The following is a 16,140-nucleotide window of genomic DNA, read 5'->3' as shown; positions in this document are numbered from 1 at the left end:
ACAAGCTAAAGGTTATTGTGAAAAAGGTCAAGTTATAGAGATAAAATGGCTGAATTGAGAAACTTATCATGTTATGGCTGTGAATGTATTAAATAACAGTGAGTTGCAATATTGATAGGGCCGAATTTGTTGTAGGTAAGATAAAAAAAGGGCCAGCTTTCATGCTGGCCAAAACTGTTAAGAAGGAACTGGTAGTTTAATTTTTAGTGAATAATTTGTTAAATAGGATGGGCCGAGTTACGAAGCTGACATCATCAGAGAATCTGCTTTCGCTTCTAAGTTAGAGTTACCCATTAAATACGCATCGATTTCAATGGCGCATTCTCTGCCTTCATTGATGCAGCGAACAACCAGTGATTGCCCAGTTCGCATATCTCCAGCAGCAAAGACACCAGTTTGATTGGTAGCAAAGCCGTTGGTGGCAACATTGCCTCTTTCATCAAGTTCGATATCGAGTTGAGCCAGTACGCCTTGTGGTTCTGGATGCAAGAAGCCCATTGCGAGGAAAGCCATATCACATGGGATGATTCGCTCGCTACCTGATACTTTTTCAAAGGTTGGGCGCTCATCCGCTTTTGCTTCTTGCCAAGCAATGTCTGCAACGCGAATACCTGTGAGTTCACCTTGCTCATTACCAACAAATTCTTTGGTTAGAATATTCCAATGACGTTGGCAACCTTCTTCATGTGAGGTTGAGGTGCGTAAAATCATTGGATATTGTGGCCAAGGCATATTTGCTGGGCGCGCTTCTGGCGGCATTGGCATGATCTCAACTTGCGTGACACTCGCTGCACCATGACGGTTGGAAGTACCAACACAGTCTGAGCCAGTATCACCGCCGCCAATAACAACCACATGTTTACCCGCAGCATGGATCTCTTCTGCCTTAAGGTCCATGTTATTCGCACGACGATTGTTTTGAGAGAGGAACTGCATCGCAAAGTAAACGCCTTTTAGATCACGACCTTCAATTGGTAAGTCGCGTGGTACAGTAGAGCCGCCAGTTAGCAAGATCGCATCATACTCTTGTTTAAGCTGCTGAGCATTGACGGTGACACCAACATGTTGATTGACTTTAAACTCAACACCAGCTTCTTCCATCAAATCGATTTTACGGTCGATAATATCCATACCGAGCTTGAAGTCAGGAATGCCAAAGCGCAGCAATCCGCCGACCTTTTCATCTCGTTCAAACACGGTAACCGTATGGCCAGCACTGTTTAGCTGCTCCGCTGCGGAAAGCCCTGCAGGGCCAGAGCCGATAACGGCGACCCTTTTACCCGTGCGAGAGCGAGGTGTTTTAGGCTTGGCATAGCCATTTTTGTACGCTGTTTCGACGATGGTTTTTTCAATATTACAGATCGTAATTGGATCTTGGTTGATACCGAGCACACAGGCACTTTCACACGGAGCAGGGCAGACGCGGCCAGTAAATTCTGGGAAGTTATTGGTGGAGCTAAGAATGTTCCACGCTTCTTCCCAGCTATCACGATAAACTGCATCGTTAAACTCAGGGATGATGTTGCCAATTGGACAACCGTTGTGACAAAACGGTACGCCGCAATCCATACAACGAGAAGCTTGTGTATTGATTTTGTCGCCAAACTCTTGGTTTAACACAAACTCTTTGTTGTCCTTGAGGCGTTCTGCTGGTTCGAGTTTCTCCGGCAGCTCGCGGCCATGTTCTAGAAATCCAGTTGCTTTACCCATTACACAGCCTCCATTTCATTTTGCTTCTCTTGTGCGCGTTTTTGTAGCACCGCTTTGTAGTCGCGAGGCATCACTTTAACCAGTGAACCGATGCTCGCGGCGAAGTTATCAAGGAAAGATTGCGCAACTTCACTGCCTGTATATTGAACGTGCTTGGTTAGCATTTCTTTGACTAGGGCTTCGTCTTGCTCTTCAATTGGATCAAGGTCGACAAGTTCCGCGTTAAGTTTGGATTCGAAGTCACCAGACTTGTCCCAAACGTAAGCGATACCGCCGCTCATGCCCGCAGCGAAGTTACGGCCCGTTGAGCCTAGAATCACAGCAATACCACCAGTCATGTATTCGCAGCCATGATCGCCGACACCTTCAACCACGACCTTGGCGCCAGAGTTGCGAACGCAGAAACGCTCACCCGCTAGACCGCGAATATAGGATTCACCTGAGGTTGCGCCATAGAAACAGACGTTACCGACGACGATATTGTCTTCTGCAACAATGGAGGAATTTGTGTCTGGGTAGAGCACTAACGTGCCGCCAGAAAGCCCTTTACCCCAGTAGTCGTTTGCGTCACCCTCCACTTCAAAGGTGGTGCCTTTGGCGAGGAATGCACCGAATGACTGACCAGCAGATCCGGTGAACTTAACGGATACAGGTTTAGGTAAACCTTGGTCTTTATATACTTTCGATACCTCGTTGGAGAACATGGTACCCACGCTGCGGTCAGTGTTAACGATGGGCAGTGACAAGTTCACTGTTTCACCACGTTCGAGGGCTGGTGCAGCTTTCTGAATCAACTCTCTATCCAATACGCTATCGAGCTGGTGGTTTTGTCGTATTTGTTGATACACGCCATCTTGCTCACGAGCGGGCTCGTTAAACAATACTGGGGATAGATCTAGGTTGTTGTATTTCCAGTGACCAGAATCTTTCTTCACGCGCAGCTTAGTTGATTGACCGACCATTTCATCAATGGTTTTGAAGCCTAGCTCTGCCATGATTTCGCGCAGACCTTCAGCCATGTACTCAAAGAACGTCACCACATCTTCTACGCGGCCATTAAAGCGTTCACGTAGGGTTTTGTTTTGTGTTGCGATACCAACAGGGCAAGTGTTTTTGTGACACTTACGCATCATGATACAGCCTTCAACCACAAGAGCTGCAGTTGCGACGCCCCATTCTTCTGCGCCAAGCAAGGTGGCAACAGCCAGATCGCGTGGCGTTTTCATTTGTCCATCAGATTGAACGACGATTCGGTTACGCAGACCATTTTTCAGTAGCGTCTGGTGCGTTTCTGCCAGCCCAAGTTCCCAAGGCAATCCAGTGTGGCGAATCGAAGAGATTGGTGATGCGCCTGTTCCGCCATCAAAGCCGGCAATAAGTACCACATCGGCTTTGGCTTTTGCTACACCTGAAGCGATGGTGCCGACACCTGCTTCAGATACCAGCTTCACGTTAACGCGGCTCTTTCTGTTGGCGTTTTTCAAATCGTAGATCAGCTGAGCTAAGTCTTCGATTGAGTAGATATCGTGGTGTGGTGGTGGAGAGATTAATCCAACCCCCGGAGTGGAGTGACGAGTTGCACCAATCCAGTCATCGACTTTGTCCCCCGGCAGCTGACCACCTTCACCCGGCTTAGCGCCTTGCGCCATCTTGATTTGTAGCTCGTCGGCATTGGTTAGATAGTAAGAAGTGACACCAAATCGACCAGATGCAACCTGCTTGATTGCAGAGCGTTCCCAATCGCCGTTCTCTTTCGGTTCAAAGCGAATCGGATCTTCACCGCCTTCACCAGAGTTGGATTTTGCGCCAATGCGGTTCATCGCAACGGCAAGGGTTGAGTGAGCTTCGTAAGAAATGGATCCGAACGACATTGCACCAGTAGCAAAGCGTTTAAGAATGTTGCTTGCTGGTTCAACTTCATCAATGGAGATAGAGCCTGCCGGATTTTTCACAAACTCCAATTGGCTTCTTAGTGTCGCTGCATATTGGCTTTGTTCATCGACGGTACTTGCGTACTTCTTAAACTGAGCAAAATTTTTATTGCGCGTTGATTGTTGCAGCAGGGAGATGGTTTCAGGGTTGAACAGGTGCTTTTCTCCACGCTGCTTCCACTGATAAACACCACCTACATCGAGAGTTTGAATAGGGATTTCTCGAGTTGGATAGCCGATTCGATGGCGAACCAACACTTCTTTGGCTATGTTATCGATAGTTAACCCTTCGATACGAGAAATCGTGCCCGTAAAGTATTTATCAACGACTGATTTGCTGATACCAAGTGCTTCAAAAATTTGCGCGCCGTGATAAGACTGAAGAGTCGAGATGCCCATCTTAGAGAATATCTTCAGCAAGCCACCGCTCACACCTTTACGATAGTTGTCGAATAACACGTCAACTGACGCTTCAGGATCAAGTTTGTTGGTGCGCTGGAGTTCAATGATCGTTTCAGTTACCAAGTATGGGTTAATCGCGTTGGCACCATAACCAACTAGAGTAGCAAAGTGGTGTGTTTCACGTGCGTCACCGGTTTCGATTACGATGTCACATTTTGCTCTTAATCCTTTACGGATCAAGTGATGGTGCACCGCGCCCACCGCTAGCATAGCTGGAATAGCCGCATGGTTAGAGTTAATTGCGCGATCAGTCAACAGAATGATTGAATAGCCGTCGATAACCGCATCTTCCGCGTATTGGCAGATGCGCTTTAGAGCTCGCTCTAATTTTCCAGATTCTTCGCTTGCTCGGAACACGATGTCTAGCGTTTTCGCCTGCAAGTGCTCGTTATCGATCGCACGCAGTTTTTCTAGTTCAGTGTTAGATAACACTGGAGAATCGAGTTCAACTTTCTGGCAGTGTTCCGGTGTTTCGGTAAGCAGGTTTTGATCTTTACCTAAGTATGTTTTCAGTGACATCACCATGCGTTCACGAATTGGATCGATTGGCGGATTGGTCACCTGAGCAAAAAGCTGTTTAAAGTAGTTAGAAAGGTGCTGAGATTGATGTGATAAAACGGCTAGCGGCCAGTCTGCTCCCATTGAGCCTAGGGGCTCATAGCCTGTTTTAGATAGCGGAAGAATGATTTCATTGACTTCTTCAGAGCTAATACCAAAAGCTTGTTGTTTATGCAGCAGACGTTCTGGTGTTGGCTGGTGGTGCACGTTGCCGGAATCTGGCAGTTCATTAAGGCTGAGAAGGTTATCGTCAACCCACTGCTGGTATGGCTGTGCATTGGCAATGGTGTCTTTCACCTCTTCATCTGAGATGATGCGACCTTGTTCTAGGTCAGCGACGAAAATACGCCCCGGTTGCAAGCGTCCACGATATTCAACATTTTCCGGTTGGATATCTACCACGCCAGATTCTGACGCCATTACTAGGAAATTGTCTTTGGTGACGGTATAGCGAGAAGGGCGTAAGCCGTTCCGGTCTAAGGTTGCGCCAACCTGTACACCATCGGTAAAGCAGACTGAAGCCGGCCCATCCCAAGGTTCCATAATGTTAGCGTGATACTGATAAAATGCTCGGCGAGCTGCGTCCATGTTTTTGTTTTCTTGCCACGCTTCAGGAATCAACATCATCAGTGCGTGTGGTAAGCTGCGACCAGCAAGAACCAGCAGTTCTAACGCCATATCAAAGTTAGAGGAATCTGAGCTGCTTTCTTGGCAAATGGGTAGCAGCATGTCGATTTCAGTTTGCGTAAATAACTTAGACTCTAGAATTGCTTCACGTGCTTTCATCCAGTTCAGGTTGCCGCGCACAGTGTTGATTTCGCCGTTATGAGCGATATAACGGAAAGGCTGAGCAAGGCGCCATTTCGGGAAGGTGTTAGTAGAAAAACGTGAGTGAACCAGTGCCAGTGCCGTCACCATGGTTGGGCTGCGTAAGTCCAAGAAATACTGTGGCACTTGCTCAGTGGTTAGCTGGCCTTTATACACCAATGTTTTGTATGACATTGAGTTGATGTAAAAGTCGTCACCAATGTTAGATACACTTTCAAGGCAGACGCGAACAGTGTAGTTACGTAATACATATAGCTTACGCTCTAGCTCTTCTGGCGTCGTACTTGGGCCGCCAGAGACATAGACATGCTCAAATTGAGGTTCAGTGCTAAGTGGATCTTCACCAATCATTGAATTGTCGGTTGGCAACACGCGATAACCTAATATATCTAACTCAAGGCGCTTTGCATTGCGTTCTAGAATGTCCCGACACTGGGCGCGTTTGTATTCATCTTTTGGAAATAAGATGACACCGATGCCATACTTTTCAAAAGAGGGCAGTTTGATACCTAGCTTGACGGTTTCTTCTAGAAGAAACTCATGTGGCTTTTGCAGCAAGATGCCAGCGCCATCACCACTGCATGGATCGCAGCCTTGACCACCGCGGTGCTCCATACGAGCAAGCATATCTAGAGCTTGAGTGACAACTTCATGTGATTTGCGATTTTTTAAATGAGCGATGAAGCCGATGCCACAGGCATCATGCTCTAGCTCAGGCGTGTAAAGACCTCGGAGGCTCTGCTCTTTGTCTACCATTTAGTACATCCTTCCAGTTAAATACAGAAACATCGCAACGAACTGCTTCGCGGATGTCTGTTAATTGCTATCTCACGAAAAATGTTGTGAGAAAAATAGCTTTTGGTTGTTTTTCGTTGTGTTTGATAATTTTCTAGCGCTATGCTCTTAAAAGAGCATGCTATTCCCCTATTATTGGCTGTTGTGATTGTAATAAATTCTCATAATAACAGTGGGTTTTGTAACTATCCTACATTTTACTGATTCAAAAATGCAACCAAAATCATATGGCTTGTTGCTGTGTATGTGTGTTTTTTAGGCAAATTAAGATTGTGCTTTTCGACTTATTAACCTATTTTTCGTGCTAGATAGCGACTTGTTTGATTTTGTACAGGCTATCTAGCTACTTTCTTCTGTATTCTGAGCGTTATCTCTTAATTACATTAATGTAATTAACTTACATAGCTAAATTCTCAAATTCTTATATGCAGTTACATGAACTAGTGAATACGTTTGGCCAAGATCTTCGTCGTCGTTACGGAGAGAGAGTGCATAAGCTTACCTTACATGGTGGTTTTAGTTGCCCAAATAGAGATGGGACTATTGGTCGAGGTGGTTGCACATTTTGCAATGTTTCTTCATTCACAGATGAAAGCGTCCAAGTGCAATCCATTCAGGAACAATTACAAGACAGGGCTAAGGAAATAAAGCGAGCGAATAAGTACCTTGCATATTTTCAAGCTTACACCAGTACATATGCAGAAGTTCAGTTGCTTAAAAATATGTATGAGCAAGCTCTATCTGGCGCTGATATTGTAGGGCTATGTGTTGGAACCCGGCCTGATTGTGTCTCTGACGATGTTTTTTCTCTTCTATCTGGATACGTAAAGCAAGGCTATGAAGTATGGTTAGAACTCGGCTTGCAGTCAGCGAATAACGCCACCTTAAAAAGAATCAATCGCGGTCATGGGTTCGAGGAATATGCGAGCATTGCAGAAAAGGCTCGTAGTCTAGGAATCAAAGTTTGTACTCACTTAATCCTTGGCTTACCGAAAGAAGAGCGAGATGACAACTTAGCCACTTTAGATGCAGTGTTAAATGTAGGCACTGATGGTATTAAGTTACACGGGCTGCATATCGTCGAAGGCAGTACTCTGGCTCGAGCTTGGAAAGTTGGAAGAGTGGAGCTTTTGTCATTAGAAGAGTATGTATCTATTGCTAGCGAAATGATTCAAAAAACGCCATCAAATATTGTTTATCACAGGGTCAGCTCTTCAGCTCGTCGGCCTACTTTACTTGCTCCATTATGGTGTGAAAATCGTTGGCTACCAATGACAGAAATTGGCAAGTATTTGGATAAATCTGGTTGCCAAGGGTCGCTGATCGGCGATGCGTTCACATCACAGTAAAATGAGTAAGTACCAAACTTGAATCGGTACTTGTTACACCCAATAGGCAAACCATGTACACTAGCGCTAACGAAGGAAGGTGAGGCGCTAAATGAAACTGATAAAAAATCTTGCTCAGTACTATGTGGACTTGTTGGTAAAGCTGGGCATTTTACGTTTTTCAATTCTTTTGGCTCTCGCATTGGTGGCGCTTGCTGTAGTGGTGCAAGTCGGTATCACAATGGCTCTAACTGGCCACGTTGATAATATTGATATTGTCCGTTCTGTATTCTTCGGTATTTTAATCACTCCTTGGGCAGTATACTTTCTGTCCGTGGTCGTCGATCAGTTAGAAGAGTCTCGGCAGCGATTGTCAAAATTGGTCTCAAAGCTCAAGGATATGAGGGCTCGCGATCAAGATCTAAATCACGAGCTGCAAGATAATATTGAAAGACTAAACCAAGAGATTCAGGAAAGAATCAAGGCAGAAGAAGCACGTAAGGTTGCGATTCGAGACTTAGAAAATGAAGTGTTTGAGCGCGAGCGCACTCAAGTGGAATTGGCAGAAAGAACCGTTCTTTTACGTTCATTTATCGATGCGTCACCTGATCTTATTTATTACCGTAAAGCGAACGGTGTATTTTCAGGCTGCAATAAAGCAATGGAAGAGCTGACGGGCAAGTCCGAGAGGCAATTAGTGGGCTTAACTCCATGGGATGTCTATAGCAAAGAAGTCGCGCAGCAGGTTGTGGCTACCGACCAAGAAGTCTTTTCAAGCAACCAATCGTTAACTTATGAGCAATGGCTAGAATACCCAGATGGCCGTAAACACTTTTTTGAAATGCGCAAAGTGCCATTTTATAGCAAAGATGGACACCATTTAGGGTTGGTTGGTTTTGGTCGTGACATTACTGAGCGTAAGCGACATGAAGAATCTCTTGAAAGAGCGAGTCGAGAAAAAACCACCTTTATTTCCACTATCAGTCATGAACTACGCACACCTTTAAATGGTATTGTCGGTCTAAGTCGCATGTTACTGGACTCTCCTTTATCAGAAGAGCAGCGACGGCATATGCAAACAATAAATGTCAGCGCTATTACACTTGGCAACATATTCAATGATATTATCGATATGGATAAGTTCGATAGGCGAAAACTAGAGCTTTTTCCCGCTCCGATTTTGTTTGATGACTTCGTCAATGAGATGGAAAGTATTTCTGCATTGATGGCTCAACAAAAAAAGTTAAGGTTTAGCTTAGAACGCTTGAGTGAATTACCGTTTGGTATTGAAGTAGACGCGACTAGACTACGGCAGGTACTTTGGAATCTTATCAGTAATGCAATGAAGTTCACCAAAGAAGGTGGTGTAATCGTTTCGGTCAGTTCTACCATTGAAAACCAAACTGCGAATATTGTATTTCAAATAGAAGATAGCGGTATTGGTATACCGAAGTCAGAGCTGGATAAAATTTTTGCAATGTACTATCAAGTAAAATCCGACAAGGACAACTTGCATGCTGTAGGTACTGGAATTGGTCTAGCGGTGTCTGCGCAGCTGGTTAAAATGATGGGTGGTGAAATTGAAGTTACGAGTGAAGAAGGATTTGGAAGCACCTTTACAGTAACGATTCAGGCTCCATTAGCTGATGAGCAGACTTTGTTGCCGAAGCCGGTTATAGCGACACGAAGCCTAAATATTTTTATGGTAGAAGATATTGAGCTTAACGTAACTGTTGCGTGTGCTTTGCTTGAAAGCCTCGGGCATAAGGTGACTGTTGCTATGACAGGAAAAGAAGCGCAGGAAATGTTTAAGCCTGAACAGTTTGATATGGTATTTCTTGATATTCAGCTACCTGACATGACAGGGTTTGAAGTAGCAAATTACTATCGAGAGAACTATGCGAATTTGCCTCCTCTAGTTGCTCTTACTGCGAATGCAATAACTAATATAAAGGACTATCTTGAGCGTGGTATGGATGGTGCAATAAGTAAACCACTTTCAGTGGAAGCTGTTCAAGAAGTAATCCTTAAATTTGATAATGAGATGGAAAGTGAGGTGGTTATGAAAGATACGTCCAATAATGAATCTACCCCTTCGGCAGACCGTAAAGATATTTATGTGCACTTGCTCGATTTAGATATGCTTGAATCATATATCGACATTGTAGGTACAGAGCCAATGCACGAGAGCTTAAAGATGTTTGAAGAGCTGATGCCGGGGTATGTAGAAGTGCTAACATCGAACCTCACTGCCAAAGATCAAAAAGGTATTGTATCTGAGGCGCATAAAATTAAAGGAGCAGCTGGCTCAGTGGGTTTAAAGCATATTCAGCAAATTGCCCAGAAAGCACAAACTCCAGATACACCTGCGTGGTCAGAAAATATTGTGGATTGGGTTGAAGAAATTAAAAACGAATATCGCCATGATGTTCAAGTACTAAAAGAGTGGTTATCACACAGGTAATAATATGAAAAAGTTTCTTTTTGTTTCATTAGTGTTAGTGCTATTGGCTGGGTGTACTAGCGCACCGCAAGGAATTTGGTGTCAAGACAATCAAGCTCAAGTGTCGGGTGATAAGATTGTTATGAAGAGTAATTTATGGATCACAAACGTTCCAGCCAAAGTTGAAGGGCAAGATCAAACACTACACGGTACCCTGTACCTAGAGTCGCACAACCCTCTACCACCTAATTTAGGCGTTGTTGAGGTTTCAGTGAAGCAGGGTAACAATACTTGGGTGTTCAATGGAGATGAACTTGAAGTTCAGACCAACTATGAAAATCAGTGGCAGGTTGCATTTGAGTGGCAAAAAGTGCCAGTGAATTTAGCGAAGCCTGTCGATGTCGCGCTTCAAGTGAAAAATGGTAAAAGGTCTCAATGGCTCGTAGAGCAAGATGTTCAAGTCAACTCGGTAGAGTAGCCTTAGTCAACCATTAACCTATTTCATTCAGGACAAAATAAGAAAAAGGTCGAGATAAAAATCTCGACCTTTTCTATTTTAAGGATATGCAGCCTTAAGTTAGAAGAGATACTATTCTTCTAAGTCACCGCAGAAACGATAGCCTTCACCGTGAATAGTCGCGATGATTTCTGGTGTACCTGACACTGATTCAAAGTGCTTACGGATGCGACGAATTGTGACATCTACTGTGCGATCATGTGGCTTCAGTTCACGTCCAGTCATTTTTTTCAATAGATCTGCACGAGTTTGGATTTTTCCTGGATTTTCGCAGAAGTGCAATAAAGCGCGGAATTCAGAGCGAGGAAGCTTGTAACCATCACCACTTGGGCTAACCAAAGAGCGGCTGTTTATATCAAGTATCCATCCGTTGAACTCATACTTGTCTACACTACGCTTTTCTTCTTGAGTAGCACTAGCATTCATTGAGCGGCTAAGTAAGTTTCTAGCACGAATAGTTAGCTCACGAGGGTTGAATGGTTTAGTGATGTAATCATCGGCACCAATTTCCAGACCCAAAATTTTATCTACTTCATTGTCGCGACCTGTTAGGAACATAAGTGCAACATTCGCTTGCTCGCGAAGTTCGCGTGCTAATAGTAGACCGTTTTTACCTGGTAAATTGATATCCATGATAACCAGATTGACCTGATTGTTAGATAGCACGTGGTGCATCTCTTCACCGTCACTGGCCTCAAAAACAGCATATCCCTCTGCTTCAAAAATACTCTTAAGAGTGTTACGAGTTACTTGCTCATCTTCAACGATGAGGATCTGCGGGCTTTGCATTGGCGGTACCTAAACTTGTGAAAAAATTGTGCTAACAGAATAAATATTAGGCAAAAAAGATAACATACGAGTAAATTGATGTTGATAATAAACCAAAGTTTGAAAAAAAACACTAACTTTGGATGCCCGCCCTCCTTGGTTTTATATTAATTTGGTGGGTAAATCCCCAAAATCCATCCACTGAAACTGTTAGTTGATAGGTCGAATTTTATATTCTTAACAGCATGCTAACAACGTTATAATGTTAGTTCTCAACATTTTGTTGATTTATATCAATAGACGTAACCTCTCTACAAGATGTTGCTCCCGCCATTAAATTTTAAATGTAAGTACTCGTTGTAAATAGATCTTATTTGGGTAGTGTCATGCAAATCAGTTTTCGCTGCGCATGTTATGTGACCAATTGCTTATCCAAGCTTTATGTGATGAATTTGATTTCAGGAAAACCGCTGTGAGTAGACTTATGGGCAATTGACTTGAAAATTAAGTTTACTGTTTGGAATCAAGATGGTGTGAGCTAAGTATGCTAGTTTGAGAACATGACATGCAAATCAATTATCATTAAGCAATTGATTTGTAATAATTATTATTTTGGGTGCTACCAATATCAATAAGTTGTTAGCTTTAATCCAGTGTCGCATCTCTTGTGCCATTTTATCGCAACTTTAGATTGTGTAGGGTAGTTTTCATGTTTAGTCCGTTAGAAAGAATCTACAGTATGCTATCAATGGCCGACTATGATTAAGTAAGCTAACGAGGCATAAACAAGGAATTTTGGTATTTTCTCGGAGGAAAAATGAAAGATTTAACGCCAGATATTTGTGACCAATATGAAGATAAAGTGACATTGCTAGAGCTTCAATTATCTAACTTTGGAAAAAAAAGTGCATTTTGTGGAGAAATAGTCACTGTTCGTTGTTACCACGATAACTCAAAAGTTCGTGAGATGTTAAAAGAAAATGGAGAAGGCAAAGTGCTATTTGTTGATGGTAATGGTTCCTGCCAGAAAGCTCTATTAGGTGACAACCTCGCTGAGTTGGCAATCAAAAACAATTGGCAAGGTGTGATAGTAAATGGTGCCATCCGTGATGCGGCTACAATTGCTGAGATGGATCTTGGTGTAAAAGCTCTGGGGACTTGTCCATTTAAAACCGAGAAAAAAGACGTTGGTGAAATCAACGTGTCCCTCACCATTAATAACCAGATGATTCAGCCTGGAGACTATATCTATGCTGACTGGAATGGGATTGTAATGGCTCAAGAAAAGCTAACTTTAAAGTAGCTGATAATTAGGTCTGTATACTAAGACGTGAAGTTAGGATCTTGCGATCCTAACTTTAAAATCGAAAACCAATTCCAACTTCGATTCCTTGACGCCACTCTTGATAATCCAATGTGGCATGTACATCTAGGTTTTCTGTTAATTTCATTCGGCTCGAGACTTCTGCAGCCATCGACGTGACATTATCTTGATATACGGTCTCGGTATAAGAACGTAATGTGCTTTTTACCGTAATGTTTTCGGTAACTTGATAGCTCAAGCCACTTAGTAAACCGTCTATCATTTTCGTCTCGCCATCATATCCTGAGTTGTCGATGCGAGCACCAATATAAAGATCTATTTTATTGAAAACGTTATAGGAGTATCCACTGTCTATCTTAAAAGACTCATCGTTTTGAGTATTGTTTTCGCTAGCGACAAATAGCTTGTGAGGTGATGTTTTTTTTTCGGAAGGAAAGCTTGGTAAGTCCTCTGCTTGTAAGGGAAAACAGATAGCAAGCGGCAACCAATACATGACTGTTTTCATCCACCGCTCCTTAGTTATTTTTAATAGTTATTATCCTGAATGTGACACTTGTTTTTCGAGTCACTGGATATAAGTAAAGCACATTTTTTGACCATGTGTGGCGGCTTTTATATAGTTTTTGGTTATTAGTATTTGCTGATGGTTTTAACTAGTTGCATATGAAAATCTTTGAGGCTAGAGATGTCAAATAGTTAGGTCGCTACGACCAAATTTCCACTATAAAAACATCATATATGTGTCCTTAGAAATGATTAAATCGCAAATTAATTGAATTTTTCATTGACTGCATAGTGAAAAGTAAGGTAAACGTAATGAGTAGACGAACAACAAACATAGTAAGCACAACATACATGCAATCTGCTAACCAATTAGTAATGACCACAACCATTATTATTACCGACATTACCAACGTTGGGGCAGGCTGCTAAGCGAAAGAAATTCAAAAAAAGGCCTGTATCCCACCAGATACAGGCCTTTTTTTATACCAATTTATTACTTGTGGAGGATGAGATGCGAGTATTGAAGTTTGGTGGCTCATCGTTGGCTGATGCCGATAGATTTTTAAGAGCTGCAGATATTATTGTGAATAATGCCCAGCAAGGGGAAGTAGCCGTAGTGCTTTCAGCGCCTGGGAAAACGACGAATAAACTCGTATCGGTTATTGATGGAGCGCTTCGTAATGGCGAAGCGGAGCTGCAAATTGCTGAGCTAGAGTCTTCATTCCAGTCATTGTTTAATGACATAAAGCTCCAGCTAGCTAATGTAGATGGAAGCGGCTATTTCAATCAGGTAAAAACCTCACTGTCTCAGCTTCGCCAGTTTGTCCATGGCATCAACTTACTCGGAATGTGCCCAGACAATGTTAATGCCCGCATTATTAGTAAAGGCGAAAGAGTTTCCATTCAATTGATGAAAGCGGTGCTTGAGGCAAAGGGACAGCAAGCGAGCTTGATTGACCCAGTTAAGTATTTGTTTGCAGAGGGTGAACCACTAGAAGCGATGGTGGATGTTGAAGTTTCAACGGAAAACTTCAAAAAGAACCCTTTAGCAGAAGGCTATGTACACATTATGCCTGGCTTCACAGCTGGCAGTAAAAAAGGTGAGTTGGTGACGTTAGGTCGCAATGGCTCAGATTACTCAGCAGCTGTTTTAGCTTCTTGCCTTCGAGCGGAATGCTGTGAGATTTGGACAGATGTAGATGGCGTTTACAACTGTGACCCTCGCTTAGTTGAAGATGCTAGACTGCTAAAATCTCTTAGCTACCAAGAGGCGATGGAGCTTTCTTATTTTGGTGCTTCTGTTCTTCATCCGAAAACTATTGCTCCGATTGCTCAATTCCACATTCCTTGTCTAATAAAAAATAGCTTCAATCCTCAAGGAGAAGGGACGCTTATTGGCCTAGATACTGGAGAAGATAAGCTGCCAATCAAGGGAATCACAACGCTAAATAATTTGGTTATGGTGAGTGTTTCTGGCCCTGGAATGAAAGGCATGGTTGGTATGGCGAGCCGTGTATTCGGTGCTATGTCTTCAGCGGGAATTTCTATTGTATTGATCACTCAGTCTTCGTCTGAGTACAGCATCAGCTTTTGTATCGAATCAGCAGATAAACTCAGAGCTGAGCAAGTACTCGCGGAAGCGTTTGATCTTGAAATGAAGAATTCACTCCTAGAGCCTGTAGAGTTTATCGAAAACCTTTCAATCATTACCTTGGTTGGTGATGGTATGCGAACTTCAAAAGGAGTTGCTTCAAGGTTCTTCTCTTCTCTTGCTGAAGTGAACGTGAATATCGTTGCGATAGCTCAAGGATCATCAGAGAGAGCCATTTCTGCTGTTGTACCAGAAGATAAAATTTCTGAAGCAATCAAAGCGTGTCATGAAAACCTATTTAATTCGAAACATCACCTCGATATTTTTGTGGTTGGTATCGGTGGTGTTGGCGGTGAGTTGGTTGATCAAATTCAGCGCCAGCAAGCGAAACTAGCGGAAAAAGGCATTGTGATTCGAGTTTGCGGTCTTGCCAATTCTAAAGGTTTATTGCTTGATGGAAACGGCTTGCCGTTAGAGCATTGGCGTGATCGAATGAATGGCGCGACAGAAGGTTTTAGCTTAGCGCGTTTAATTTCATTGGTTCAACGTAACCACATCATTAACCCAGTGCTAGTGGATTGCACCTCAAGTGAATCAATCGCTAACCAATATGCCGAATTTTTATCAGCGGGATTCCACGTAGTCACACCAAATAAAAAGGCCAATACGGCGAGTATGGCTTACTATCATCAGCTACGTAATTCAGCGGCATTGTCTCGACGCAAATTCTTATACGAAACAACAGTTGGCGCGGGTCTGCCTGTTATCGAGAACTTGCAAAATCTTATTTCGGCGGGTGACGAGCTAGAGAAATTCAACGGCATCTTATCAGGTTCACTCTCATATATCTTTGGCAAGCTGGATGAAGGGATGACCCTGAGCCAAGCAACCAATATTGCGAAAGACAACGGCTTTACAGAGCCAGACCCAAGAGACGATCTATCAGGAATGGATGTTGCGAGAAAGCTGCTTATTTTGGCTAGGGAAACAGGTTTATCGATTGAACTTGATCAAGTGGAAGTGGAGCCAGCGCTGCCACCAGGCTTTGATGCAAGTGGCAGCATTGAAGAGTTTATGCAGCGTTTGCCGCAGGCTGATGAATATTTTACCCAGCTTTCTAAAAAAGCAGCTAAAGAAGGCAAAGTTCTGCGTTATGTCGGGGAAATCCTTGATGGCAAGTGTAAAGTAAGCTTGAGCGCAGTAGACGAAGATGATCCAATGTTTAAGATAAAAGATGGTGAAAACGCTTTGGCATTTTATAGCCGCTATTATCAGCCAATTCCTCTTGTTCTCCGTGGCTATGGGGCGGGTACAGAAGTCACCGCTGCTGGTGTTTTTGCTGATGTAATGCGCACACTTGGATGGAAACTAGGAGTATAGC

At 43.3% G+C, this 16,140-nt stretch carries 9 protein-coding genes and 1 other annotated feature; of the genes, 5 read left to right on the top strand and 4 right to left on the bottom strand.

Going from position 1 to position 16,140, the window contains the following annotated elements; all coding sequences use genetic code 11:
• Window positions 1–237: 237 nt before the first annotated feature.
• Window positions 238–1,710, bottom strand: a complete 1,473-nt coding sequence (locus ACM2FC_RS12740; protein ID WP_498481304.1) for a glutamate synthase subunit beta — start codon at window positions 1,708–1,710, stop codon at window positions 238–240.
• Window positions 1,710–6,245 carry a glutamate synthase large subunit gene (gene gltB / locus ACM2FC_RS12735; protein ID WP_498481303.1) on the bottom strand — a complete coding sequence of 1,512 codons (4,536 nt, stop codon included), beginning with the start codon at window positions 6,243–6,245 and terminating at the stop codon, window positions 1,710–1,712. The genes ACM2FC_RS12740 and gltB overlap by 1 nt, the downstream gene beginning before the upstream one ends.
• Window positions 6,246–6,709: 464 nt before the next feature.
• On the opposite strand from gltB, the gene mnmL reads away from it, so the two are divergent.
• The 3 genes from mnmL to ACM2FC_RS12720 all read left to right on the top strand — a co-directional run bounded on the left by mnmL (window position 6,710) and on the right by ACM2FC_RS12720 (window position 10,533).
• The gene (mnmL, locus tag ACM2FC_RS12730) at window positions 6,710–7,633 is read left to right on the top strand and encodes a tRNA modification radical SAM protein MnmL/YtqA (protein ID WP_498481302.1); all 924 of its coding nucleotides are present in this window, start codon (window positions 6,710–6,712) and stop codon (window positions 7,631–7,633) included.
• Window positions 7,634–7,724: 91 nt separating this feature from the next.
• The gene (gene arcB, locus ACM2FC_RS12725) at window positions 7,725–10,076 is read left to right on the top strand and encodes an aerobic respiration two-component sensor histidine kinase ArcB (protein WP_498481301.1); all 2,352 of its coding nucleotides are present in this window, start codon (window positions 7,725–7,727) and stop codon (window positions 10,074–10,076) included.
• A gap of 4 nt (window positions 10,077–10,080) precedes the next feature.
• Window positions 10,081–10,533 (top strand): hypothetical protein, encoded by a 453-nt coding sequence (locus tag ACM2FC_RS12720; protein WP_498481300.1) that lies wholly within the window; start codon window positions 10,081–10,083, stop codon window positions 10,531–10,533.
• Window positions 10,534–10,644: 111 nt separating this feature from the next.
• On the opposite strand, the gene arcA is transcribed toward ACM2FC_RS12720, so the two are convergent.
• Window positions 10,645–11,361 (bottom strand): two-component system response regulator ArcA, encoded by a 717-nt coding sequence (gene arcA / locus ACM2FC_RS12715; RefSeq protein WP_498481299.1) that lies wholly within the window; start codon window positions 11,359–11,361, stop codon window positions 10,645–10,647.
• 796 nt (window positions 11,362–12,157) lie between these two features.
• On the opposite strand from arcA, the gene ACM2FC_RS12710 reads away from it, so the two are divergent.
• Entirely contained in the window at window positions 12,158–12,643 is a 486-nt protein-coding gene (locus tag ACM2FC_RS12710) for a putative 4-hydroxy-4-methyl-2-oxoglutarate aldolase (protein WP_498481298.1), read from the top strand.
• Between the two features lie 55 nt (window positions 12,644–12,698).
• Here ACM2FC_RS12710 and ACM2FC_RS12705 read toward each other — a convergent pair whose 3' ends face one another.
• Window positions 12,699–13,169, bottom strand: a complete 471-nt coding sequence (locus ACM2FC_RS12705; protein ID WP_498481297.1) for a hypothetical protein — start codon at window positions 13,167–13,169, stop codon at window positions 12,699–12,701.
• A 360-nt stretch (window positions 13,170–13,529) separates the two neighbouring features.
• Window positions 13,530–13,651, top strand: a sequence feature (Thr leader region).
• Between the two features lie 28 nt (window positions 13,652–13,679).
• Between ACM2FC_RS12705 and thrA the strand changes: the two genes are divergently transcribed.
• The gene (thrA, locus tag ACM2FC_RS12700) at window positions 13,680–16,139 is read left to right on the top strand and encodes a bifunctional aspartate kinase/homoserine dehydrogenase I (RefSeq protein WP_498481296.1); all 2,460 of its coding nucleotides are present in this window, start codon (window positions 13,680–13,682) and stop codon (window positions 16,137–16,139) included.
• Window position 16,140 lies beyond the last annotated feature (1 nt).

It is taken from the genome of Vibrio sp. A37 (assembly GCF_059777565.1).
This window is presented reverse-complemented; position numbering and strand designations above follow the sequence as displayed.

Excerpts from the sequence above, each read along its gene's own strand:
- ACM2FC_RS12740 (WP_498481304.1), bottom strand. The coding sequence starts at position 1,710 with ATGGGTAAAGCAACTGGATTTCTAGAACATGGCCGCGAGCTGCCGGAG.
- gltB (WP_498481303.1), bottom strand. The coding sequence starts at position 6,245 with ATGGTAGACAAAGAGCAGAGCCTCCGAGGTCTTTACACGCCTGAGCTA.
- mnmL (WP_498481302.1), top strand. The coding sequence starts at position 6,710 with ATGCAGTTACATGAACTAGTGAATACGTTTGGCCAAGATCTTCGTCGT.
- arcB (WP_498481301.1), top strand. The coding sequence starts at position 7,725 with ATGAAACTGATAAAAAATCTTGCTCAGTACTATGTGGACTTGTTGGTA.
- ACM2FC_RS12720 (WP_498481300.1), top strand. The coding sequence starts at position 10,081 with ATGAAAAAGTTTCTTTTTGTTTCATTAGTGTTAGTGCTATTGGCTGGG.
- arcA (WP_498481299.1), bottom strand. The coding sequence starts at position 11,361 with ATGCAAAGCCCGCAGATCCTCATCGTTGAAGATGAGCAAGTAACTCGT.
- ACM2FC_RS12710 (WP_498481298.1), top strand. The coding sequence starts at position 12,158 with ATGAAAGATTTAACGCCAGATATTTGTGACCAATATGAAGATAAAGTG.
- ACM2FC_RS12705 (WP_498481297.1), bottom strand. The coding sequence starts at position 13,169 with ATGAAAACAGTCATGTATTGGTTGCCGCTTGCTATCTGTTTTCCCTTA.
- thrA (WP_498481296.1), top strand. The coding sequence starts at position 13,680 with ATGCGAGTATTGAAGTTTGGTGGCTCATCGTTGGCTGATGCCGATAGA.